Source organism: Corynebacterium meridianum, from assembly GCF_016342265.1.
GTDB classification, from domain to species: Bacteria; Actinomycetota; Actinomycetes; order Mycobacteriales; family Mycobacteriaceae; genus Corynebacterium; species Corynebacterium meridianum.
Window position 1 is genome coordinate 470610 of the sequence record NZ_JAEIOS010000009.1, and the last position, 23392, is coordinate 494001.

Below are 23392 nucleotides of genomic sequence, written 5' to 3' on the forward strand. Positions count from 1 at the left end.
CAGGCACCGGATCCTGATCATCAGTCGTACCCGCCGCGACACCGGCGGCAGCGGGAACCCGATGAAATGAATGGTGCGCACTCGGGCCGGATACCTGCACGGAACAGATCAACCCCGACCCCACAGAGGTTCAGATCATTTCGATCTGCGTCTGTGGGGCCGGGTTGCTCATGACATCAGGTGTTCAGCGGGTCAGGCGCGTGGGAACACGCCGTCCTCACCCAGCCGGACATCGGGGTCGAGGATCAGGTTGATCTCCGCCTCGTGTCCGCCCTTCTCGGGGAGCCTGCGCCCGACGGGCACCTCGTAGAGCGGTGCACGGCCGATCATGCCGGCCTCGAGCCTGCGGACACCGGCCTGCAGTCGGGTGCTGGCCCGCCGGCGCCACTCGTCGACGTCGTGGCCGGCGTTCGCCAGGGCCTTCTCGAAGCAGGTCGGGTGTGCGAGCACCACGACGGCCGAGACGTGCCCGAACCCGAGCGAGGTGAGCACGCCGGCCTTCACTCCCCCGACCCCGAGGTCGAGCGGTTCCCGCAGCCACACAAGGTTCGTCGCCTTCGGTGCGATCGCGGGATCGACGCAGTCGAGGGCCGCGTTGGCGGGCAGCTCACCGGTCGCGAGGATGTGGGTCAGACCGCCGATCTGGAAGAGGGCGGCACCACCCTTGGCGTGACCGGTCAGCGTCTTCTGGGAGACCACGAACATGGGGTTGTCCGTGTCCCGGCCGAGAGCCGCCCACAGCTGCGAGTGCAGCTCGGACTCGTTGGGGTCGTTCGCGTTGGTGGAGGTGTCGTGCTTGGACACCACGCGCACGTCGTCCGGGGTGAGGCCCAGACCCTTCAGGTTGCGGGCCAGGGCGGAGCGTTCCCCGCCGCGGGCCGCCCCCAGGGCTCCGAGGCCCGGAGCCGGGATCGAGGTGTGTGCCCCGTCGGCGTAGCTCTGGGCGTGGGCGACGACGGCGAGCACGGGCAGGCCGAGCTTCGCCGCGACATCACCGCGGGCGATGATGACGGTGCCGCCACCCTCGGCCTCGACGAAGCCGCCGCGGCGACGGTCGTTCGCGCGGGAGTAGAAGCGCTCGTCGATGCCCTTGTCTGCCATCGCCTGCGAGCGGGCGGTGGCGTTCATGTCGCCGAAGCCGGTGAGCGATTCGACGCTGATGTCGTCGATACCGCCGGTGACCACGACCTCCGCCTTCCCGACCCGGATCTTGTCCACGCCCTCCTCCAGGGAGACGGCGGCGGTGGCGCAGGCGGCGACGGGGTGGATCATCGCGCCGTAGCCGCCGACCCAGGACTGCATGACGTGTGCGGCGACGACGTTGGGCAGGGCCTCCTGCAGGATGTCGCTGGGGCGGTCCTCGCCGATGAAGCGGGAGACGAACACCTTGTGCAGGGACTCCATGCCGCCGATGCCGGTGCCCTGGGTGCAGGCGACGTCACCGGGGTGCACGGCGGTGAGCAGTTCGGCCGGGGTGAAGCCGCTGGCGAGGAACGCGTCCACGGCGGTGACGAGGTTCCAGCAGGCGATCCGGTCGAGACCGTCGATCATGGAGGCGGGGATGCCCCAGTGGGCGGGGTCGAAGCCGGTGGGCATCTGGCCGCCGACGGTGCGGCTGAGGCACGCCCGGCGCGGGATCGAGGCGCGGGCGCCCTTCGCCTTGTGCACCGTCCATTCGCCGTCGTCGCCCTCCCAGATCCGGGTGGTCGCCGGGTCGGCGTCGAGGTAGTCGCGGGCCTCGGATTCGCTCGCGACGGTGAATTCGATGTCGCGGTCGAGGTACACGGTCGCGAGGTCGATCGATCCCTGGTCGACGAGGGTGAAGTCGTCGACGAAGGTGCGGATGCCGGAGCGGGCGACGACCTCGTCGCGGAAGCGGTCGTAGATGTCCTCCTCGGCGACAGCGGCCCCGGAGTCGTCGTACCAGCCGGGTGTGGGGTCCTCGGCCCAGGTGATCAGACCCATCATCCAGGCGAGTTCCATGACACCGGCGGCGGTGAGATCGACGGTGCCGTCGCGGTGGATCCCGTACTCGGCCTCGGTGCGGGTGCGTCCGGAGCCCCAGGATGAGACCTCACCGACGCCGACGACGACGATGAGGTCCTCGAGGTCGGTGTTCACCTCGCCGATGTCGACGGGCTGCGGCTGTGCGCGGCGGGCCGGGGTGGGCAGGGCGCGGATCGTCGCACCCGTGTCCCCGGCATCGTCGGTGCCGGCCGCGGCCGCGGCCAGTGCGTCACGGTCGATGCCGCGGGCGAGTTCGGGCAGGGACACCTCGGAGTCGGCGAGACCACCGGTCAGGTCGGCGTCGATCGGGGTATCCACCGCGCGGCGGCGGGCGTCCGGGGTGGCCAGTCCGAGCAGGTCTCCGGTGATCTCGTCGGGGGTGTAGACGTGGATGCCGGCCTTCTCCGCCGCGGGCACGAGCAGGTCGTTGCCGCCCATGAGGTTGGTGCCGGACACCCAGCCGATGCGGGCCTGGGCGAGGCTGATGTGCTCGGGCCAGCCGGTCTCGGAGTGCCACTTGGCGAGGATCGCGTCGAACGCGGCCTTGACCTCACCGTAGGCCCCGTCACCGCCGAAGGTGCCCCGGTTCGGGGAGCCGGGCAGGACGACGTGGGCGCGGGTGCCGACGGAGCCGGTCGCCGCGAGTCGGGCGAGCCCGGCGATGGTGCGTTCGACGGACCAGAGCAGCAGGCGGGCCTGGTTCTCGGCGGCCCCTCCGGCGTCGGCGAGCGATCCGGAGACCCGGGGCGCGGCGAACGGGAACGCGAGGGTCGGGATGAGCGCGGGCTTGGTCACGGTGACCTTCTCCCCGACGGTGACCTTCTCCTCGGTGCCGATCCAGTCGATCAGGGAGTCGACGTCCCGGAAGGAGGACATGTTGGCGGGCACGAGCCAGAGCCGGGCGCCGGCGGTGGCGTGTGCCGCGTAGAGGCCGCGCGCGTACTCCTTGCGGGCTTGCGTGACGCGGGAGGCGGTCACGATGACCGTCGCCCCGCGCTCGAGCAGGCCGGCGACGATGGAGCCGGCGATGGAACCGGGCGCCGCGCCGGTGACCAGGGCGACCTCCCCGTCGAACTCGGGGGTGGAGTCGCCCGTGGCGGCCTCGGCGATGCGGGCGAGCACCCCGCGACGGGTCTCGTCGTCGGTGTGTTCCGCCCACCAGCGGGCCTGACCGGCCACGGTCTCTCCGGTGCCCGCGAAGCGGGCGATGGTGGCGGTGTCGTCGGTGGCCGCGTCGGCACCGGTGGCGATGCGGGCGAGTTCCTCGCGGGCGATCGCCCAGCGGTCGTCGAAGAGCACGGCCCGGTCCGCGTCGAACACCGGGGTGACGAGTTTCAGCCACTGGGGGCCGAGCTCCGACTCGACGGCCTCGAGCAGGGCCCCGTCCGCGGAACCGCCGTCGGTCTCCTCGGGCGACGGGGTGAGCCCCAGGGTGTCGAGGATGGTGCGGGCGGTTTCCGCGAGGACACCGTCCGGTCCGGTGACGGTGTCGGCGTAGGCGTCGAGGGCCGCGGAATCGACCACTCCCCCGCCACCACCGGTCGATCCACCACCGAGGGAGACCTCCGTGCTGTTCGCCGCGGCGACGGCGCGCACGGCGGCGTCGATGAGTGCGTCGAAGTCGGCCGTCGACGTCGGCTGCGCGCCGGGCAGGGTACCCAGCTCACCGCCCCGCACCGATTCCTCGGTGCGGGTGCCGAGGACGAGTTCGACCTCGACGGGGGCGACCCAGCTGGTGGGCAGACCCCAGGTTCCGGTGACCCGGTCGCCGATGTGGGCCGCCTTGGACCCCGCCTGCGCGGCGAGGGTGCGCAGGCGCGCGCCGGTCAGTTCGGAGAGCACCGGCCCGAAGGGCGTGTAGCCGGGGGCGGCGGTGGTCACGCGGGACTTCAGCGTGGTGACGTCCGCCTCGGCGGCACCGTCGATCGTGGGGACGCCGAGTTCGGCGGCCATATCCATCAACAACTGGTTCCGCCTCGAGGAGACGCCGTTGGTCAGTGTCTCGGTGGTGTCGGTGCCGGTGATCTGCTCGGTGCGCAGCTTGTTCTGCACCGCGAACAGGGTGATGATCGCGTCGGCCGCGGTGAAGTTCAGTTCGGGCGCGGGTCCCGCGGCCTGCCCACCTGAGGGGGCGGGAGTGGCGGGGGCGGCTGCGATCTCCGCCGTGGCGGGCACGGGATCCGGGGTGGCGGTCGCGGTCCCGGGATCGACGGCGGCGGGTTCGTCAGCGGCCGCGTCGACCTGGTCCTCGTCTGCGGTGTCCGTGGCGGGGGCGTCCTGCTGATCGGTCAGGTACACCACCGGTTCGTCGCGCTCCAGGTTGTGGACCGTCGTGGTCGCGGTCGCGAACTGCGGCAGTTCGAGGGTGCGGGCCATGAGGTTCGCCAGCGTCGGGGAGGACGCAAGGCCGACCTCGACGACGTGCTCCACGCCCCGGTCGCCGAGCAGCAGCGCCTGGGTCTCGATCCACCGGACCGGGGAGGCGAACTGCCAGGACAGCAGCTCGATGAGCAGCAGCCGGGAGAGTGCCGCCGGGTCATCGGAGGCGAGCTTGTCGAACGCGCCGTCCGCACCGAGCAGCTCCCGGAGGGGTTCGGCGGGGACGACCTCGAGGATGGACTCCGCGAAGTCGCGGGTCAGCTCGAAGGGGCGGGCGACGAGGTTCGGGATGTAGCGGTCGACCAGGGCGTCGACGTCCAGGTCGGTGGGCAGCAGGGCGTCGAGTTTCTCCGCGAACGCGGCGACACCGGGGCGCAGCACCGAGGAGTGGAAGGGGACGTCGATGCCGGGGATCGGGATGAACGCGCGGCGTCCGCCCGCGGCCTCCGCGCGCGCGGCGGCGTCGGCCTCGAGTGCCTTCAGCCCGGCGAGGGTTCCGGCCACGGCGTACTGCTGGCCGGCGACGTTGAAGTTCACGATCTCCAGGAACTCGCCCGAGGCTTCCGCGATGGAGCGGACGTACTCCACCACGCCGTCGTCGTCCACGCCGAACTGGTTCGGTCGCAGCGCGCCGAGGCCGTAGTTGGAGCGGCCCCGGTCGTCGCGCGGGACGAGGGAGTGCATGGCCGAACCGCGGGAGAAGACGATGTCGATGACGCCCTCGAGCTCGAATATCCCGGCCGTCGACGCGAGCGAGGTGTACTCGCCCAGCGAGTGCCCGGCGTACATCGAGCCGGGGACGAGCAGTCCCTCGTGCCGCAGACGCTCGGTCTGACCGTAGGCGACGACGGCGAGAGCGACCTGGGTGAACTGCGTGAGGTAGAGGACACCCTTCGGGTGCCGGTAGACGGTCTCCCCCACCTTCAGCTCGACGGGGTTGTCGTCGACGACCTGGATGATGGAGAACCCGAGTGCGGCGCGGGTGTGTTCGTCGGCCCGCTGCCAGACGGCGCGGGACGCTGCGGAGGCTGCGCGGTCCGCGCTCGCCATGCCCTGCGCCTGGATGCCCTGGCCGGGGTAGACGTAGGCGGTGGTCGGTGCCTCGAGGAGCGCCTGGCCGCGGGAGACGACGACCCCGTCGATACGGCAGGTCACCTCCACGGCCGGGTTCGGGCCGCTGCGTCCGACGCGCTCGACGGTGATCTCCACGACGTCATCGAGCTGCACCATGCCGTACATGGAGTAGGTCCAGCCGAGCAGGCGGGCCGGGCGACTGCCGGGCTCCGCTGCGGTGGCGAGGTGCTGGGCGGTGGCCGAGAGCCACATTCCGTGCACCAGCGGCGCGTCGAGGCCGACGAGGCGGGCCGCGTTGGTGGAGGTGTGGATCGGGTTGTAGTCACCCGACACCACGGCGAAAGGGGTCATGTCGCCCGGCGCGGTGACCGTCGCGCGGCGGATGAAGCTGCGCGGGGTGTCGTCGATCGTGGCGTCGACGCCACCGAACTCGGGTGCCGCCGGTGCGGGGTCGGTGGTGGTGACGCGGCCGCGGATGGCGAAGCGTTCGACCATCGTGGCGATCACGTCACCGTCGTGGCGCAGGACGAGGTCCACGGTGACGATGCGGCCCGAGGCGGACTCGTCGAAGGGGCGGGTGCGGGCCTCGACGTCGATGTGCCGGTCGGTGCCGTCGCGCAGTTCGGCGAGCGGGACCCGGAGGTCCACGCAGTGGTCGAGGTGCACGGCGTTGAGCAGCCCCTCGATGACGGGGTAGCCGTCGGAGAGTTTGCCGGAGCCGAGGGCGGTGTAGATCGCGGGCCAGCAGGGCCCGACGAGGGCGTCTGCGGTGCCGGGCGCGGTGCGTACCCCGGTGAGTGCGGCGCCGGTGACCGCGGTGTGCGCGGTGAACAGGTGGGCGGGCAGGGTGAAGGAGTCGCGGACGACGCCGAACGCCGAGCCCTCATCCTCGTGGACGCGGGGCAGGTCGGTGATGTCGTCACCGGCCGCCGAGGTGGACCCGACGCCGGCCACGCCGGCGAGCAGCGCGTAGACGCTGTCGGGGAGGTGTTCCCGGGAGACGACCGGCACGGCGCCGGTGGCGCAGGGTTCCCCCAGCAGGACGGGGATGTCGACGTGCTCGATGACGAAGGGATGCTCACCCTCGAGCCCGTCCCAGTAGGAGTCGCAGAGGATCCGGATCGTCCACGGGTCGCCGTCCGTGTCGGGTTCGAGGAGTTCGAACGCCTCGGGGTCGAGGACGTGGGCGGGGTTGTCGATGAGGTGTCCGTGCCACACGATGTGCGGGGCGGCCAGCAGGAAGTCCCGTTCGGTGACGGCGGAGGCCAGTCGGGAGAACACCTCGTGGACCGGGGCGTCGTGTTCCCGCAGGTCCTCGACGCAGGCGGCCTCGAAGCGGCCGAGGAGTTCCGCGACGGGTTCATCGACGCGGTCGATGCCCGCGACGGAGACCGGTCCGGGGATGCAGCGGACCTTGTCGGCGTCATAGCGGTCGTCGTGGGCCTGCCAGAGTGTGTCCAGTCCCCACCAGCGGGCGATGTCGGCGTCGATGGCCGGCACCCAGGGCATGGGCTTGTGGTGTTTGCGGTTGAGCCCGATGAACCAGGCGGCGTCCCGGGCTCCGACGATGGTGTCGGTGGCCTCCGGGTAGCGGTCCAGGAGTTTCTCGACGGCGGCTGGGCCGTCGGTGATGGAGTCGATGTCGGGGAACAGGGTGGGGATCTCGCCGTGGTCGGCGGGCGCGAGGCGCGCCTCGATCCGGTGGACGAGGTCGAGGAAGCGGTCGGACCAGCTCGGGTCGGTCCAGGGCCAGGCGAGTTCGACGAAGCGCTGCAGCCACTGCGCGTAGGTCATCTCGGAGACCTCACCGAAGTAGGGCTTCGCGGTGGCGTCGAGGGCCGCGATGATCTCGTCGCGGCGCGCGGCGACGGCCTCGTCGGAGGAGGTGTCCAGGGAGCTGAGCAGTCGGGAGCAGCGGGCCGAGGAGTTGTCCACCTCGTACATGTCGGCGTGCAGGTGGGAGAGCCCGGAGGTGACCCCGCCACGGGAGTTGCCGCGTCCGACCCAGCCGCCGGCGTCATCCGGGTCGACGCCGGGTGTGTCGACGAGGAGCTTCTTGACCTGCGGTGAGGTGGTGGCCTCCTTCGTGGTCATCGCCGCGGTGCCGACGAGGACACCGTCGACGGGCATGGCGGGCATGCCGTGGCGGGTCGCCCAGGATCCGGTGATCCACTGCGCGGCCTTGTCCGGGGTGCCGATGCCGCCGCCGACGAGGACGACGACGTTGTCGTGGGCGCGGATCTCCGCGTAGGTGGCCAGCAGCAGGTCGTCGAGGTTGACCCAGGAGTGGTGTCCACCCGCGTGCCCGTCCTCGATCTGCATGATGACCGGGGTGTCCGGGTTGGCCTCCGCGATGGCGAGGCAGGCCCGGATCTGCTCCACGGTGCCGGGCTTGAAGCAGACGTAGGGGAATCCGTCGGCGTTGAGGCCGGTGATGAGCTCGGTGGCCTCCTCGACCTCGGGGATGCCCGCGGAGATGGTCACGCCGTTGAGCGAGACACCCGTGGCTCGGGCCCGGGAGACGATGCGCTGCGCCCCGAACTGGAGGTTCCACATGTAGCGGTCGAGGAACATCGAGTTGAACTGCGCGCAGCGGCCCTGGTCGAGCTGCGCGACGAGTCCGTCCCGGTTCTTGGCGAAGACCTCCTCGGAGTACTGTCCGCCGCCGGCCATCTCCGCCCAGAATCCGGCGTTCGCCGCGGCTGCGACGATGCCCGGATCGACGGTGGTCGGGGTCATACCAGCGAGGATCACCGGCGAGTTGCCGGTGAGGGTGGTGAACTTCGTCTCCACGCTGAACGAGCCGTCGGAGAGGTGCAGCAGCTTCGGGGCGAACCGGGAGAAGTCACTGGCCTGCGGCAGTTCGGTGCCGGGGGTCGCGAGCTGGTCGCGCGCGGCGACGGTGGAGGCGTCGACGATGGCGATTCCCCGGCCCTGCAGGAGTGGACGGGTCATCCGGTCCAGTGCCCCACCCGGATCGATGACCAGCAGGTGCGAGCAGTTGTCGAGGCAGTCGCCGAGCTCCGTGTCCCAGTCGTGGTGGTCGACCAGGATCGACCGGGCGAGATCCGTCGCGGGGACGTCCTCCAGATCGCACCGTGCGGACAGAGCCGCGGCGCGGTCCACGGCCGGGCCCATCACCGAGTGGTGGAAGGGGGCGGCGACCTCGAGGACGTCGAAGAACGGCTCGATCAGTGAACCGCCCCGCTTCTTGTCGATGATCCCCTCGTTGTGGGTCTCGGCGGCCGCGGTGAGCGCCCCCCGGACGCGGGCCAGTCCCTCCGCTGTCCCGGCGAGGACGAAATGCCGGGGGCTGTTGCACAGCGCGACCTCCACCCCGGATCCGGCGACCCCGGCCAGTGCGGCGTCGATTCCCTCGCGGCAGAAACCACGGACACTCAGCATGCAGGATTCGTCCGAGCTGATGTCGAGTTCACGTGCGCGGGCGGAGGTCACCGCGCCGAGGATGAGAGCGAACGCGACCACGTCGACCAACCGGGAACGGTCCCCGTCCGCGATGGCCCCGGCTGCGGCGACACCGAGGCTGCCCTGGGAGTGACCGGCGAACCGCCAGGTATTCAGGGTGACCCCGGCATCGGCGAGCTGGTGGAGGGCGCCGATCTGCGCGAGCGTGATGCCCGCGACGGAAACCGCGGGCTCCCGGTCGAGGGGCAGCCGGTGCGGAGCCGCCCCGCCGATCAGGGAGTGCAGGCGTTCGCGGGCGCCGGGAACGATGATCGAGATGTCCCGGGCGACCGGGGCGCAGCGGTGCCAGGCGGCATCGAGCAGCTCATCGAGGAGCCGGGCGGTCGACGTATCCGTCACACTGTCGGCGAGCGCCTCGACCCACTGCGACGCCTGTCCGGCGAACAGTATCCCCGGGTGCGGGATCTGATGCAGCGGGGTCTCACCGGCGGTGAAGCTCGTGATGTCGTTGGTGTCGGCGTGCGTGGTGGTCACTGGTGGGACTCCTCGGGAAGACGTTGACGGTGGTGCGCACGCGTCGGCCACCCGGCCCGGAACCCCGGGGCTGTGGGAGCTGGTTTCCCGTCGCGTCCGCCCGCCGTCGAACTCGGATTGACGGTGCTGACTGCTGATCGACGGCTCCATCCCGTCCCCCACGTCCATCGACCGGCGAGGTCAACAGGGCATGCGGACAGATGACGGACCCGTCTCCCCGGAGCGTAAGACAGTAAGGTTAGCCTGTCGAATACATTTCTGTATCAAAGCGATACGATCATGTATCGCAGCCGCTCACAGCGACGGCAACCGCTGATGTGTTCTTTCCCGCAACCGCCACGGGATGGCGGATGAGCGTTTCACACGGTCGCCCGAATGGTTGCCCCCACAGCGGTCAGGCACATGCGGGAGATGACATCCGCAACGCGGGTCAACTCCCCGGAACTACTCCGGCACGTCCTCGGTCGCGGGCCTCGATGAGGCCATCAGAAGAGTGAGGACGAGATCCAGGATGTCGTCCAGCTCGAGCATCGTCCCCCGTCGGTGGTGCTCCGCCTCGACATCCGCCAGCCGGTCCCGCCACACCGACACCCCCGTGTAGCGCATCGTGATGCCGATGACGGCCTGCGCGATCGCCTCGGTGCGTTTGACCGGAACCCGGTCGACCTCCGCGAGCATCAGCTCGAGGGCCCGCCCGACTCCGACGACGAAGTCACGGTTGATCTCCATGAACTGCATCGCCCACTCCGGTTCCCGGGCCGCGCGGGCGAGGAGCTCGTTGTGCAGGACGAGGAAATCCCGGTCCAGCCCCAGCCGCTCCCTGGTCCGCAGCAGCGCATCGGTGAGTTTCTCGGCCGCCGCCTCGTCCGGACACGAGGTGTGGCGCGCGCCGGGATGAAACGCTGCGACCCACTCGCGGGTCACGGCGTCGAGAAGCTCGATGACCCGCGCATACTCCTCCCGGACAACCAGGGTGAACAGCGCGTCCTTGTCCGTGAAATTGGAGTAGAACGCACCCCTGGTGAAGCCCGCGGTCTGACAGATCCGCTCCAGCGTGCAGCCCTCGAAACCGTGGGAGACGATGACCTCACGGGTCGCCGCCACCAACCTGGACCGGGTCTCCGGATTACTGCGCACCACGCCTCATCTCCTGGGATCATTCATCGACGCAACGGTGGGGCCGCCTGCGGGGACGGTTCCGCTCAGGCATCGTTCCCCTGCCGATGGGTCACATCTGCACCATCGGGTGGGACCCGACCGGGATCCGGTTGCTGTCGACGATCTGCTTACCGAAGGGGAAACAGGTCACCGGGATCATCTTGAGGTTCGCCAGCGCGAGCGGGATCCCGATGATGGTCACCGCCTGGGCCACCGCCGTGGTCAGGTGCCCGAGGGCCAACCAGAAACCGGCCACGACGAACCAGATGACGTTGCTGAAGGTGCTGAGTCCGCCGGAACCGGTGTCCGGGACGATGACCGAGCGGCCGAACGGCCACAGGGCGTAGTTGGCCATCCGGAAGGAGGCGACGCCCGCGGGGATGGTGACGATGAAGATGCACGCGACGACCCCGAAGATCACGTATCCCAGAGCCAGCCACACGCCGGCGAATACGAACCAGATGATGTTCAGGAGGAGATTCATGCCCTCATTCTATGGCCACTGTCTGGGCATTTCCTGTGCTTCGCCCCCGAGTACGGCACGGATCACGGACCGTCTCCGGCCCACCTGTCCGGCACCGGCTGACAGTGGGGGCACCACCAGATGACCCGCTCCAACTCGCCGTCATCCCCACCCCTGTCGACGCCACCGAGGAAACTCTGCTCGATCAGGCTCCCGCACCTGCGGCACGGGCGGTGGTTGCGTCCGAAGACGTAGGTCGTCTCCCCCGCCCGCTTGACACCAGTGGTCACCCGCACCGGTTCAACGCGGTTCGCCCACATCAGCCTGCGGGTCACATCGAGAACCCGATCCACGTCCACCTCCGACACGGGCTTCGCGGGATGGACGCCGCACAGGAAACAGATCTCCGCGCGGTACTCGTTACCCACCCCGGCCAGATTCCTCTGGTCGAGCAGTGCAGCGCCGATGGCCCGGTCCGGGCGGGCCAGAATGCGGCGCCGCGCCTCATCCCGCCCCCATTCAGCCCAGTCGTCGTAGAGCACGTCCGGCCCGAGATGCCCCATCCGCTCCCGGTACTCGGACGCGGGGAACACCCGCACGAGCCCCAGGTCGAAGCCGACGACCTCGATCGGCGCACGGTCGGGGCCGTCACTGAGCTGCAGAACCACCCGTGCCGCGTGCCCGGGTTTCCGCCACCGGGCCCCCTTCCGGTGCACGGACCAGGTGCCCTCCATCTTCAGGTGTGTGTGCAGGATCCGGTCGCCGAAGGACATGAACAGGTGCTTTCCGAGCGGCCACACCGCGCCGACGGTCTCCCCGGTGAAGGAGACGGTGGCGTATCGGGGTACGCGTATCGACGTCGAGGTCACCTCGCGTCCGCACATGAACTGCATCCGGGCGGACAGCTGGTGGACGGAATCACCCTCGGGCACCGGGCTCCTTTCAGGATCATGGGGGCACCTGATCAACCTGTGGGTGCAGGTGATCGTCTAACGCCGTGAACGCGGGTACACCTCATCAAGCGATCACCAGCTGTGGGCCCCGGCACCGGACCCTGTGTCGGTCAGGTCGGGCAAGGCCTGAGTCTTCTCCTTCATAACCTGCGGTGTCACCGCCAGAATGCCACGACCATCTTTCGGGCGGTGCACCCGTTCGCCACAACGGATCGACGATGTCGATTATGCGTCCACCGTAGATCATCCCGTGACATCGACCGGCTTCGATACCGGCACCGCGCCGGAATCACCTGTGCAACACGACGATTGTGCTGGCACGTATCCGTCCGGAACAACCCAGCATCATTGTGTACAACTTGTACAAGTTGTACACTGCGGTCATGACACCCGTAACGCTGTCCCAGTTCCGCAATCACCAGAGTGATTACATCGCGACCGCGCAGAGCGAGCCGGTGGAGATCACTTCCCGGGGTGCCGGACGCCGGGCCGTCGTCGTCTCGCCTGAGTTCTTCGACCGCGCAGTGAAGGCGATGGAAGATCTGGCGGACATCCTCGCCGCCGACGAGGCACGGAAGGAGACCGGACGAGTATCCCAGGAGGAACTTGAACGCGAACTCGGGCTCTGATCCGGACTCATGCCCCATACGATCAGTTACGTACCATCAGCGGCGAAAGCCCTACGCAAACTCGACAAAAGCACCGCCCGCCGGTTGGTCGCCGCGATCCGGGAATTGGCGTCAGAACCGCGTCCACAAGGATGCATCCAGCTCAAAGGGGGCAAAGGAGAGTACCGGATTCGTGTCGGTGACCACCGGATCATCTATGAAATCCATGACGATGGACTGATCGTTCTCATTCTTAAGGTGGCTCATCGTCGCGAAGTGTATCGATGAGATCCCGGGCACCGGTCGAAACTGTCTTCCGGGAAAGCCGGAACCGGGTTTACTCTGCTCCACGAGCTGGGAACTCCCCACATCCGCGAAGAACGTTACCCTCGGCGGCGCATCCGCTGAGCTTCGCGAGCGGATCACAACGACCACGGACACAGTGAACAGGGAGAACGGTGACGGTCCTCAGGACGGTCGTCGTGCTCACCGGGACAGCCACGATCTTCTTCGTCGTTCTCGGCGTGATTTAGGACCGGGACATGAATTCCGCGGCGAAGAGCATCTTCACCCTACTGTTCAGCACGGTGCCCGCGTGTCTCATATTCCGCACTCACCGGAAGAGTTGATCGCAGGTCCCCGGCCGAACTGCGCCGGCACCGCGCTGAACCGGCCCCGTTCCCGGAGTGTCCGGGCCAGGCTCCCTCACCGCCCCGGTTGCCTCGGCCTGCGGAACCCGCCGCCGGGCGGCGGGTCGTCGAAGGTGACGTCGATGTCGACGGCATCCGCATCGGCTGCGGCCTCGGCCAGCGAGCGCCCCGGTTGTGTACGCGCCACCCGGGGCATGACGGTGCCGGTGGTTCCGGCCAGCCGCAGCCCCTTCGGGGTGATCGCGGCACCCGCCGAGCGGAAGGCCCCGACCAGTGGAGATTCGAGGGCAGGTTCCCCGCCGATCTTCTCCACGGTGAACCGGGACATCCGGCCCGCCGCGACCGCGTCCACCAGGGCGGCGACCACGAGGGCGACCATCTCCGCCTCCCCGACGGGGCAGATCCCGGGGAACAGGGTGAGGCTGCGGCCACCCCGGGTGAGGTACGCCAGCGGCAGCCCGTCGGCCAGGACCACCACGGCACCGGCGCCACGGGTCGGCCGCGCGCCCGGGCAGTCGGGCCACGGTAGAGCGGCTCCGTAGGGGTTCGCCGGATCAGCGGCGGCGAGCAGGACCACGTCCGGATCGGTGGTTCCCGACGGCCAGCCCTCGATGTCCGGGGTGTCGGCCAGTCCCCGGAGCCGGTCGATGACGGCGGTGGTGGAGAACTGTGCGGCGCCGAGCCCGTCGATGACGTAGCCGCGCATCGCCTTGCCGGTCTCATCGAAGGAGGACAGCACCTTGTAGGCGAGCGCGAACCCGCCGGTGACGTCCTCGGCGACGACGCTGCCCCGGGTGACCACGCCGTACCGGTCCAGCCACGCCTCTCCGTGCGCGACGGAGCGGGTCGTCGGGTCGGTCGCCGGGGTCACGGCGGCGGCCCACCGGCCCACCATGTCCGGAGGGGCGGACACCGCCGTCGCGTTCGCCCGTTCGGCCTGCGCGAAGCGGGTGCGTCCCATGCGCAGGCGGTTGCGGGCGGGCCGGCGTTTTGCCCGGTGCGCCGTGGCGCCGGAGCTCGTTCCCGCGAGGCGGGCCCGCAGCGGCGCGAAGCTGTCCGGGCTGACCAGTCCCAGCTCGACGAGCTCCCGGAGGGCGTCCGCCAGATCGCGGGCCTCGACCGTGCGCGGCACGGCGATGTCCAGGTCTTCCTGCGCGAGGGTGGACACCTCCCCGAGCAGCTCGGCGAAGTGGAAACCGCCGCCCCGGCGCAGTACCGCGAGCACCGCCTCCTGCAGTCCGGTGAGCGTGGGCGGGTCGGTCCGCGGGGCGAGCTGTGCGGCGTAGTCGGCGGGCAGCAGCATGATCCACGGGTCCCGGGTCCCGGCGCAGCCCGCGCCCAGGATGAGCACCTCCCCGGTGGCGGTCAGCTCGTCGAGCAGCCGCGGGGTGTAGTCACCGACGCGGGCCGGCAGGACGAGGGTCTCCCAGGCACTCGCGGGCAGGCGGACACCGGCGAGCTGTTCGATGACCGTGTACACGCCGTCCGCGCCGCGCAGTACCGGGTGACGACCGACGCCGGCGATCTGGTGCCAGTCGGTGAGAAAACGCGCGAAGGTCGAACCGCTGACGGGCTCTGCCTGGGAACGGGCGAGCGCCAGTGATCTGCCGCGGATGGTGCGCAGGACCTCGACGGCGCAGTACTCGGGCCCCTCGACCCCGGCACGGTAGTGCCCCTCGATGACGGTTCCGTCGCTGACGGCCTGGCGGAGCGCGGTGTGCGCGGCGGCGGGCGCGAGCCCGAAGGTCTCCGCCAGGTCCCCGAGGGTGAACGGGCCGCGGGTTCGGGCGAAGCGGTTCACGAGCTGGGCCAGGGCGTCGGTGACGGTCGCCGGTTGCGCCGCCACGCCGGCGGGTACCGGCACACCGAGGGCGTCGCGGAGCAGCGGGGCGTCGAGGGACTGCGCCAGGTGCTCGGTTCCGGCGATGCGCACGAGCATGACCCGGTCGCGGAGGTGGTCGAGGGCGAGGTCGACGACGGTGCCGGGCTCACCGAAGGTGCAGTGCTCGTGGACCCTGGTGACGGGGACGGGGCCGATGATGCGCAGCACGTCGGCGAGTTCCTCCGGGCCGCGGGCCTTCCGTCCGTCGGCGGTGCGCTGCAGCTGGGCGTGGACCTCGGTGATGACCCCGGCGTCGAGGAGTTCCCTGAGCTCCACGGTTCCGAGCAGTTTCGCCAGGAGCGCGGGGTCGAGGGCGAGGGCCGCCGCGCGTTTCTCCGCCAGCGGGGTGTCGCCCTCGTACATGAACGCACCGGTGTAGTTGAACAGCAGTGAGGAGGCGAAGGGGCTGGGTTGGTCGGTGGTGATCTCCGCGATGCGGACGCGACGTGCACCGAGATCGGCGCACAGCTGTTTCAGCGCCGGGAGGTCGTAGACGTCCTGCAGGCACTCGCGCACCGTCTCCAGGATGATGGGGAACGACGGGTATTTCCGGGCGACGTCGAGGAGCTGCGCCGAACGCTGGCGCTGCTGCCACAGCGGTGCCCGTTTGCCGGGGGTGCGGCGCGGCAGGAGCAGCGCGCGGGCCGCGCACTCCCGGAACCGGGAGGCGAACAACGCCGAGTTGCCGACCTCCCGGGTGACCAGGTCCTCGATGTCGTCGGCGTCGAAGGTGAACAGGTCGGCGCCGGGTTCACCGTCCATGTCGGGCAGGCGGAGGACGATGCCGTCGTCACCCGCGACCGCCTGGGCGTCCATGCCGGTGTTCTCCGCGATCCGTGCCCCGACGGCGAGCGCCCACGCCGCATTCACCCCACGTCCGTAGGGGCTGTGCAGGATGATGCGCCAGTCCCCCAGCTCGTCGGTGAAGCGTTCCAGCACCAGCGTCCTCTCGTCCGGGACGATTCCGGTGGCGTCGGCCTGCTCCGCGAGATAGCGCGTGAGATTCTCGTGCGCCCAGGTGTCCAGGCCGAGCCCCGCGGCGCGTGCCGGATCGGCGGCGACCTCGCGGCGGAACGCCCCGAGCGCGGCTCCGAGTTCGGCGGGGCGGCCCGCCTGGTCCCCGTTCCAGAACGGCAGCCTGCCGGTGTGCCCGGGGGCCGGGGTGACGATGACCTGGTCGCGGGTGATCTCCTCGACCCGCCAGCTCGACGCCCCGAGGGTGAACACGTCGCCCACCCGCGTCTCGTAGACCATCTCCTCGTCGAGCTCACCGACCCGGCGGGGTGCCCCTCCGTTCTCACCGGCGGTACCCGCGAGGAACACACCGAACATCCCCCGGTCCGGGATGGTGCCGCCGGAGGTGACGGCCACCCGCTGGGCACCGGGCCGGGTGGTGAGCATCCCCGTGACCCGGTCGTAGACGACGCGGGGGCGCAGCTCCGCGAAGTCGGTGGACGGGTAAACGCCGGAGGCCAGATCGATGACGGCGTCGAACACCTCGCGCGCGAGGGTGGCGTACGGGTGGGCGCGACGGACGGCCCCGTACCACTCGTCGACGTGGATGTCACGGGCGGCGACGGTGGCGACGGTCTGCTGGGTCAGCACGTCGAGGGGGTTGCGGGGCACGGTCAGTTCCTCGATCGCCCCGGCCCGCATCCGTTCGACGGTGACCGCGCTCTGGACGAGATCGGAACGGTGCTGCGGGTAGAACGAACCCCTGGAGACCGCGCCGACGGTGTGCCCGGCGCGACCGACGCGCTGCAGTCCGGCGGCGACCGACGGCGGCGAGGCCACCTGGATGACGAGGTCGACGGCGCCCATGTCGATGCCGAGTTCCAGGGATGAGGTGGCCACCACGCAGGTGAGCTCGCCGGACTTGAGCTGCTCCTCGATGCGGGCGCGTTCCTCCTTGCTCACCGAACCGTGGTGGGCGCGGGCGAGGATCGTGTCGGCCCTCCCGGCGACGTCGACGGATTTCATCAGCTGCGCCGGTGGCCTCCGGGTCGGTGCGGAGAGCGCCCCCGGGTCGTGTTTCTCGGCGTGGATCTCGTTGAGTCTGCTGGTCAGTCTTTCTGCGGTGCGGCGTGAGTTGACGAAGACGAGTGTGGAACGCGCCCGGGTGATCTCCTCGTAGAGCTCGGTCTCGATGAACGGCCAGATGGAGCCTGCGGTGGGCAGCGCCGATTCCTGCGGTGCTCCTGTCGCCGGTTCCGGCCCGTCGGTTCCGTCGAGTGGCGCGGTCAGTCCGAGGGGATCGTCGATGACGGCGTCCCCGATGGTGGAGGCGTGTTCCGGGGTGGGCAGGTCGGACATGTCGGGGACGGGGACGTGGACGTCGAGTTGCCACCGTTTCTCGCTGCCCGGCGCGATGATCGCGACGTCGCGGTCGGTTCCTCCGAGGAACGCGGCGACCCGTTCGAGGGGCCGGACGGTGGCCGAAAGTCCGATGCGCTGCACCGGCCGCTCGGTGAACAGTTCCAGACGCTCGAGGGACAGCGCGAGGTGCACACCGCGTTTCGTGCCCGCGAGGGCGTGGATCTCGTCGATGATGACGGTGCGCACGCCGGTGAGTGTGCCCGCCGCCTTCGAGGTGAGCATGAGGTAGAGCGATTCGGGCGTGGTGATGAGGATGTCCGGCGGCTTGCGCTGCTGGCGGGCCCGTTCCTTCGCTGGGGTGTCCCCGGAGCGCACACCGACGGTGATGTCCGGCGCCGCGACGCCGAGCCGGTCGGCGGCCCGGGCGATCCCGGTCAGTGGTGCACGGAGGTTGTTCTCCACGTCGACGCCGAGTGCCTTGAGCGGGGAGATGTAGAGGACCTTCACCCCGGAACCGTCGGTACCGGTGGATGCGGGCACCTCATCGACACCGTCCGGGGCGGGTAGTCGGGTCTGCCCGGGGCGTGCGGTGAGCGAGTTCAGGGCCCAGAGGAACGCCGCGAGGGTCTTACCGGAGCCGGTGGGGGCGACGACGAGCGCGTGCCCACCGGTGGAGATCTCGGCCCACGCCTGTTCCTGCACGGCGGTGGGCCGGGCGAAGACGTCCGTGAACCAGGTCCTGACCTCCGGTCGGAAGCGGTCGAGTGTGGACGTCGGCATGTCCCCCATTCAACCAAATGTTCGCATCGACGGTTCATCCGTGTCGAACGGCCGGACAATTTCCGAACATGCCCGACCGTGTGACGGGTATGACCCCTCGGGCACCGAGCGGATGCCCGTTCCAACAACTAGAGTGGGGACCATGACCGCGAACATTGATGATGCCATTCTCACCGCCCGCCTCGCCCAGGGAACAGGCGACATCCTGAAGGGGGTGCGTGACGTCGGACTGTTGCGGGGTCGTGGGCTCGGCGACGCCGGTGACGAGCTGGCCCAGAGCTGGATCGCCCGGGTCCTGGCGCAGCACCGCCCAGACGACGGCGTCCTGAGTGAGGAGGCCGCGGACAACCCGGCACGCCTCGGCAAGGACCGCGTCTGGATCATCGACCCCTTGGACGGCACCCGCGAGTTCGCCACCGGTCGACAGGACTGGGCGGTGCACATCGCGCTGGTCGACAACGGCAGGCCGCTGTCGGCAGCCGTCGCCCTCCCCGACCTCGGCGTCGTGTTCAGCTCCCACGACGCCCGCGCGGTGAGCGGGCCGTTCGCCCGGAAGATCATCATGTCCCACAACCGGCCCCCGAAGGTCGCCTTCCACGTCGCGGAGAAGCTCGGCTTCGAACCGATGGACATGGGGTCCGCGGGCGCGAAGGCCATGCACGTCCTGCTGGGCGACGCCGACGCCTACGTCCACGCCGGCGGACAGTACGAATGGGACTCCGCCGCACCGGTCGGTGTCTGCCAGGCGGCCGGCCTGCACTGCTCCCGTCTGGACGGCAGTGAGCTGACCTACAACAACAAGGACACCTACCTGCCGGATCTCCTGATCTGCCGGAAGGATCTCGCCGACGAGATCCTGGAGATCGCCGCCGGATTTCTGAAGGAAAACGGCTCCTACACCTAGGCCGTACCTCAATCTCTGCCCCCTGCCCGCACCACGCCGTTGATCCGTCTAATGCCGGGGACGACGTGGTGCCACCGTTAGTCTGGACACCATGAGCGCCACCGCCATCCACACCCCCTACGAGGATCTCCTCGCGCAGATCATGCGCGAGGGAACCCACAAGGACGACCGCACGGGAACGGGCACGACCAGCCTGTTCGCCCGCCAGATGCGGTTCAACCTCGCCGACTCCTTTCCGCTGATCACCACGAAGAAGGTGTATCTGAAGGGCGTCGTCGGCGAGCTGCTCTGGTTCCTGCGGGGCGAGTCGAACATCGGATTCCTGAAGGATCACGGGATCCGGATCTGGGACGAGTGGGCCTCCCCCGAGGGGGAGCTGGGCCCCGTCTACGGGGTGCAGTGGCGCAGCTGGCCGACCCCGGACGGCCGGCACATCGACCAGATCTCCCAGGTCCTGGACCAGCTGCGGAACAACCCGGACTCCCGCCGGATCCTCGTCTCGGCGTGGAACGTCTCGGATCTGGAGAAGATGGCGCTGCCCCCGTGCCACCTGCTGTTCCAGTTGTACGTCGCGGACGGGCGCCTGTCCTGCCAGCTCTACCAGCGCAGCGCGGACATGTTCCTCGGTGTCCCCTTCAACATCGCCTCCTACTCACTGCTCACCCACATGTTCGCGCAGCAGGCGGGGCTCGATGTCGGTGAGTTCATCTGGACCGGCGGCGACTGCCACGTCTACGACAACCACCGGGAACAGGTCGAACTGCAGCTGTCCCGCGAACCGCGCCCCTATCCGCGGCTGCAGCTGCGCGAGGCGGACTCGATGTTCGACTACACCTTCGACGACATCTCCGTCACCGGGTACGACCCCCACCCCGCGATCCGCGGAAAGGTGGCGGTCTGAGCCATGGGCTACCGGGCGATCTGGGCACAGTCCGTCGACGGGGTCATCGGCGACGGTGGGGACATGCCGTGGCACATTCCCGAGGACCTCAGGTACTTCCGGGAAACCACCCTCGGTTCCCCCGTCCTGATGGGGCGGCGCACCTGGGAGACGATCCCGGAACGGTTCCGTCCCCTACCCGGCCGTGACAACTACGTCCTGACCACCCGCCCGGCCGGTACGTGGTCGGAGGGCGCCACCGTGATCGGTGATCCGTCCCAGGCCACGGAAGACGCGTGGATCATGGGGGGCGGCCGGGTCTACGCCGACACCCTGCCGATGGTGGATGAGGTTCGGGTGACGCTCGTCGACGCCGAGCTGCGCGATGTTCTCGGCCCTGTCGCGGTGTTCGCACCGGAGCTCGGGGACGCGTTCACGTGCACCGACGACACCGAATGGTTCGAATCCGCGAAGGGCCGGCTGACCGGTGCAGCCGAGGCGGCCCGGCAGGAGGGGCCGCTCCGTTACCGGGTGCTTACCTACCTCCGCGACCCGGTGGAATAATCCCCACGCCCGGTGTCGTTGTACCGGGCATGAGCGACAATCACATCACAGTTTTCCTGACCGACTGGTGCCCGTACTGTAACCGCCTGGTGAAGGCCCTCAACCGCACGGAGACGCCGTTCACCGCCGTCAACGTCGAAGAGGATGCCGAGGCCTCGGCCTGGGTTGAGTCGGTGAACGACGGCAACCGGATCGTGCCCACCGTGAAGTACTCGGACGGAACGCACGCCACCAATCCCCAGGCTTCCGAGGTGCGCCGCAAGCTGGAGGAGCTGCAGGGCTGACCCCCGAAAGACCGAACGACCCCCGCAAGCCTGGTTTGCGCGGGGGTCGTTTCCTGTCGGTCCGGCGGCCGCACAGCCCCCTGGTTTTTTCGTGGATGGCGCCCGTCGGCGGGGCAACGTGGGGCGCCGGAGATCAGGACCCGCTGCCGGGTTGGCGGGAATGGATCGGCCGGGGACCTGTCCCGTGCGATCCCCCCGGACGCAGCTGAAAAAGCACGCGAATCCGGTCACTCGTCATCCCCCGGGGTTCGGTCCCCGCGACGCGCGATATCCACCGGTTGCTGTCGTGGCCTGGAGCGGATGTGGCGGCAGAATCCGCTAGTCATCTCCGCGCCAGAGGTGCAGTCCTCCCCCGGACCGCCGTGGTGCGGAGAGCCGGAGCAGTGCGAGAGCGAGCCAGGGAACACCGGCGAACAGCACGAGGAGGAACCACCAGCTGAAGGTCACGGCGACCGCTCCGGACAAAATGAGGGCGACGGGGCCCGCGAGACCTGCAGAGGAACGCAGTTCCGGGATGACCGTCACGCCGGTCGCGGTCATGGCGGTGAGCAGGGCACTGACCCCGAATCCCCAGGTGAATGCATCTACACCGGCACGGTACGCGAACAGAGCGAGTATCCCCCAGAGCACCGCGAGGATCCAGGTTACGACGACCCACGGGCTGAATGGCGTGTTCTGCTTCTTCCGCCGCTTCGTGTTCCTGCGTTTCACGGCCATTGCACCGTCACCTTCTCTCGTTCCCGGGACACGGAACAGCCACCGCCGTCCACCGGAGTCAACCTACCTGTGTTCGCGGTGTCCGCCAACCGGTATCAGGGGTTCACCGAGCGTCGAGCTCGCGGAGAAGGTAGGTGTCCATGATCCAGCCGTGGCTGTCCCGGAGCGTGCACTTCAACGCGGCCACCTCGTCGCCGATGTCCTCGACGAATCCCGCGCGGAGGATCTGTTCCGGCGTTCCCAGGTATGCACCCCAGTACATGTAGGTGTCGGGTCCGGCGACCTCGTTCCAGGTCGTCCCTCCGTCGAGCATGACGAAGCAGTTGCGCCTGTCGGCAGCGCTCGTGGCGGGGAGGAGACGCCCCGTGGTCACGTGGATGGGTTCACCGATGCGGTTCGCGGTTATGGCGTGCGCGGCGGTGAGCGCCTGGAGCGCCGTGATACCGGGTATGACCCGGACCACGCACTCGAGTCCGGTCTCCTCGCGCATGCGGTCGATGATGCGGAGAGTGGAATCGTAGAGCGACGGATCCCCCCAGACGAGAAACGCAGCTGTGCCGTCCGGGTCGGTTTCACCGACAATCGCCTCGGAAAGCAACCTCGCGCGTTCCCCGTGCCACCGGCGAACCTCCGCACGGTAGTCGGAGGGGTTGCGGTCCCGCTCTGGATCGGTCACCGCGATTATGGGGATGCCCGGTGAGTGTGCGTCGACCACCGTCCGACGGGCCTGCAGGAGGTCGGCCTTCTGTTCGCCCTTGTCCAGGGCGATGACCACGTCCGCGGAGCGGAGCGCATCTATAGCGCCGAGTGTGAGGTGGCCGGGATCCCCTGCCCCGATTCCGATGACCAGAAGTGTCCGCATCCTGGATCAGCCCTTTCCGCTCCGCCCGGTGAAACGTCCCGGAACCCGGTACCTGTGGCCGGGCCCCGGGACACACCGGATGGTCGTCTAGTCGTCGCCGTGGATTTCCTCGTGATCCTTCGCGGAGAGCCCGGAGGTGAAACCGTCGAAGTTCGCGATGAAGGACTGCCCGAGGTAGCGGGTGCACGCCTCGGAGAGGTGCTTCGCATCGTAGATGTTCAAAAGCAGGATGTTGCTGAGGGTGCCATCCTCCTCGATCCTGTCGAGGGAGAGCACGGGGCCCTTCTCTCCGGTGACGATGTTGGTCACGACCTCAACACGGTTGACGTCGGTGAACAGAGGCTTCTTCTTCGGCATGATGTACCTTCCTTTGATTCGGGGTGGGCCCTCACGGAACCCACAGGTATTACTGCAAGCCTATGTTCTTTTCGCCGCCGTTGAAGTGAGCTCGGGGGTAGTGTCCCGGATCTCACAGGTGGAGCCACCCCCGAGGTCTGTCACTCGCCCGGTTTTCACCACCAGGCACCGATGGGCTAATCTGACACCGTCCGCCCCTGATGAGGTCGGCGGCCAGCCCTAGTAGCTCAGTGGATAGAGCACGGCTCTCCTAAAGCCGGTGTCGGAGGTTCGATTCCTCTCTGGGGCACCAGAGTGTTTCCTCCGCTCACCCGCGGTCTCCCCTCTTCCGTCGGAAAACCGCTGAACGCTTTCTTTTTCGACGAATGCCGGAGACACACGATGGGGGGCTTCCGGAGGTGGACCCGGGGCCGATTTCTCCGGAGTCAAGGATGATTGTCCACGATTCAACTGCCACATCAGCCGGCACACCACGCGATTCAGAGTGTGTGCAGGATGCTCGACCATCAACCCAAGGGTGACCGCTTGCTTCTCCCTGTGTCTGATTCATCGTGTTGGTGCGTCAGCCACTGCCATGGAGAGGAGTGCGCTCCT

At 69.0% G+C, this 23392-nt stretch carries 14 protein-coding genes and 1 tRNA gene; 7 read left to right on the plus strand and 8 right to left on the minus strand.

Going from position 1 to position 23392, the window contains the following annotated elements; all coding sequences use genetic code 11:
* Nucleotides 1-192: 192 nt before the first annotated feature.
* The 4 genes from JDV75_RS02130 to JDV75_RS02145 form a co-directional block, all read right to left on the minus strand.
* Nucleotides 193-9420, minus strand: a complete 9228-nt coding sequence (locus JDV75_RS02130; protein ID WP_336244271.1) for a fatty acid synthase subunit beta domain-containing protein — start codon at nucleotides 9418-9420, stop codon at nucleotides 193-195.
* A 444-nt stretch (nucleotides 9421-9864) separates the two neighbouring features.
* Nucleotides 9865-10560: a TetR family transcriptional regulator gene (locus tag JDV75_RS02135; protein WP_198737592.1), complete on the minus strand. Its 696-nt coding sequence runs from the start codon at nucleotides 10558-10560 to the stop codon at nucleotides 9865-9867.
* 88 nt (nucleotides 10561-10648) lie between these two features.
* Nucleotides 10649-11062, minus strand: coding sequence for a YccF domain-containing protein (locus JDV75_RS02140; protein WP_198737593.1), 414 nt, complete (start codon nucleotides 11060-11062; stop codon nucleotides 10649-10651).
* Between the two features lie 62 nt (nucleotides 11063-11124).
* A complete protein-coding gene (locus tag JDV75_RS02145; RefSeq protein WP_198737594.1) occupies nucleotides 11125-11973 on the minus strand; it encodes an Fpg/Nei family DNA glycosylase in 849 nt (282 codons plus the stop codon).
* A 404-nt stretch (nucleotides 11974-12377) separates the two neighbouring features.
* Between JDV75_RS02145 and JDV75_RS02150 the strand changes: the two genes are divergently transcribed.
* Together JDV75_RS02150 and JDV75_RS02155 are read left to right on the plus strand one after the other, a co-directional pair.
* Nucleotides 12378-12623, plus strand: coding sequence for a type II toxin-antitoxin system prevent-host-death family antitoxin (locus JDV75_RS02150; protein ID WP_198737595.1), 246 nt, complete (start codon nucleotides 12378-12380; stop codon nucleotides 12621-12623).
* 9 nt (nucleotides 12624-12632) lie between these two features.
* Nucleotides 12633-12890, plus strand: coding sequence for a type II toxin-antitoxin system RelE family toxin (locus JDV75_RS02155; RefSeq protein WP_198737596.1), 258 nt, complete (start codon nucleotides 12633-12635; stop codon nucleotides 12888-12890).
* A gap of 417 nt (nucleotides 12891-13307) precedes the next feature.
* Here JDV75_RS02155 and JDV75_RS02160 read toward each other — a convergent pair whose 3' ends face one another.
* Nucleotides 13308-18230, minus strand: a complete 4923-nt coding sequence (locus JDV75_RS02160; protein ID WP_198737597.1) for an Lhr family ATP-dependent helicase — start codon at nucleotides 18228-18230, stop codon at nucleotides 13308-13310.
* A gap of 142 nt (nucleotides 18231-18372) precedes the next feature.
* Here JDV75_RS02160 and JDV75_RS02165 point away from each other — a divergent pair, with 142 nt between their 5' ends.
* From JDV75_RS02165 to JDV75_RS02180, 4 genes are all read left to right on the plus strand, one after another.
* A complete protein-coding gene (locus JDV75_RS02165; protein ID WP_198737598.1) occupies nucleotides 18373-19134 on the plus strand; it encodes a 3'(2'),5'-bisphosphate nucleotidase CysQ in 762 nt (253 codons plus the stop codon).
* A 91-nt stretch (nucleotides 19135-19225) separates the two neighbouring features.
* A complete protein-coding gene (locus JDV75_RS02170; RefSeq protein WP_198737599.1) occupies nucleotides 19226-20035 on the plus strand; it encodes a thymidylate synthase in 810 nt (269 codons plus the stop codon).
* Nucleotides 20036-20038: 3 nt separating this feature from the next.
* A complete protein-coding gene (locus JDV75_RS02175) occupies nucleotides 20039-20578 on the plus strand; it encodes a dihydrofolate reductase (RefSeq protein ID WP_198737600.1) in 540 nt (179 codons plus the stop codon).
* Between the two features lie 29 nt (nucleotides 20579-20607).
* Entirely contained in the window at nucleotides 20608-20862 is a 255-nt protein-coding gene (locus JDV75_RS02180) for a mycoredoxin (protein ID WP_198737601.1), read from the plus strand.
* A gap of 318 nt (nucleotides 20863-21180) precedes the next feature.
* Here the strand turns inward: JDV75_RS02180 and JDV75_RS02185 are convergent, their stop codons facing one another.
* The 3 genes from JDV75_RS02185 to JDV75_RS02195 all read right to left on the minus strand — a co-directional run bounded on the left by JDV75_RS02185 (nucleotide 21181) and on the right by JDV75_RS02195 (nucleotide 22798).
* Nucleotides 21181-21573 carry a hypothetical protein gene (locus JDV75_RS02185; RefSeq protein ID WP_198737602.1) on the minus strand — a complete coding sequence of 131 codons (393 nt, stop codon included), beginning with the start codon at nucleotides 21571-21573 and terminating at the stop codon, nucleotides 21181-21183.
* 109 nt (nucleotides 21574-21682) lie between these two features.
* Nucleotides 21683-22441 (minus strand): precorrin-6A synthase (deacetylating), encoded by a 759-nt coding sequence (cobF, locus tag JDV75_RS02190; protein WP_198737603.1) that lies wholly within the window; start codon nucleotides 22439-22441, stop codon nucleotides 21683-21685.
* An 87-nt stretch (nucleotides 22442-22528) separates the two neighbouring features.
* Entirely contained in the window at nucleotides 22529-22798 is a 270-nt protein-coding gene (locus JDV75_RS02195; RefSeq protein ID WP_198737604.1) for a cg0963 family protein, read from the minus strand.
* A gap of 216 nt (nucleotides 22799-23014) precedes the next feature.
* On the opposite strand from JDV75_RS02195, the gene JDV75_RS02200 reads away from it, so the two are divergent.
* Nucleotides 23015-23090: transfer RNA gene (locus JDV75_RS02200), tRNA-Arg, on the plus strand.
* Nucleotides 23091-23392 lie beyond the last annotated feature (302 nt).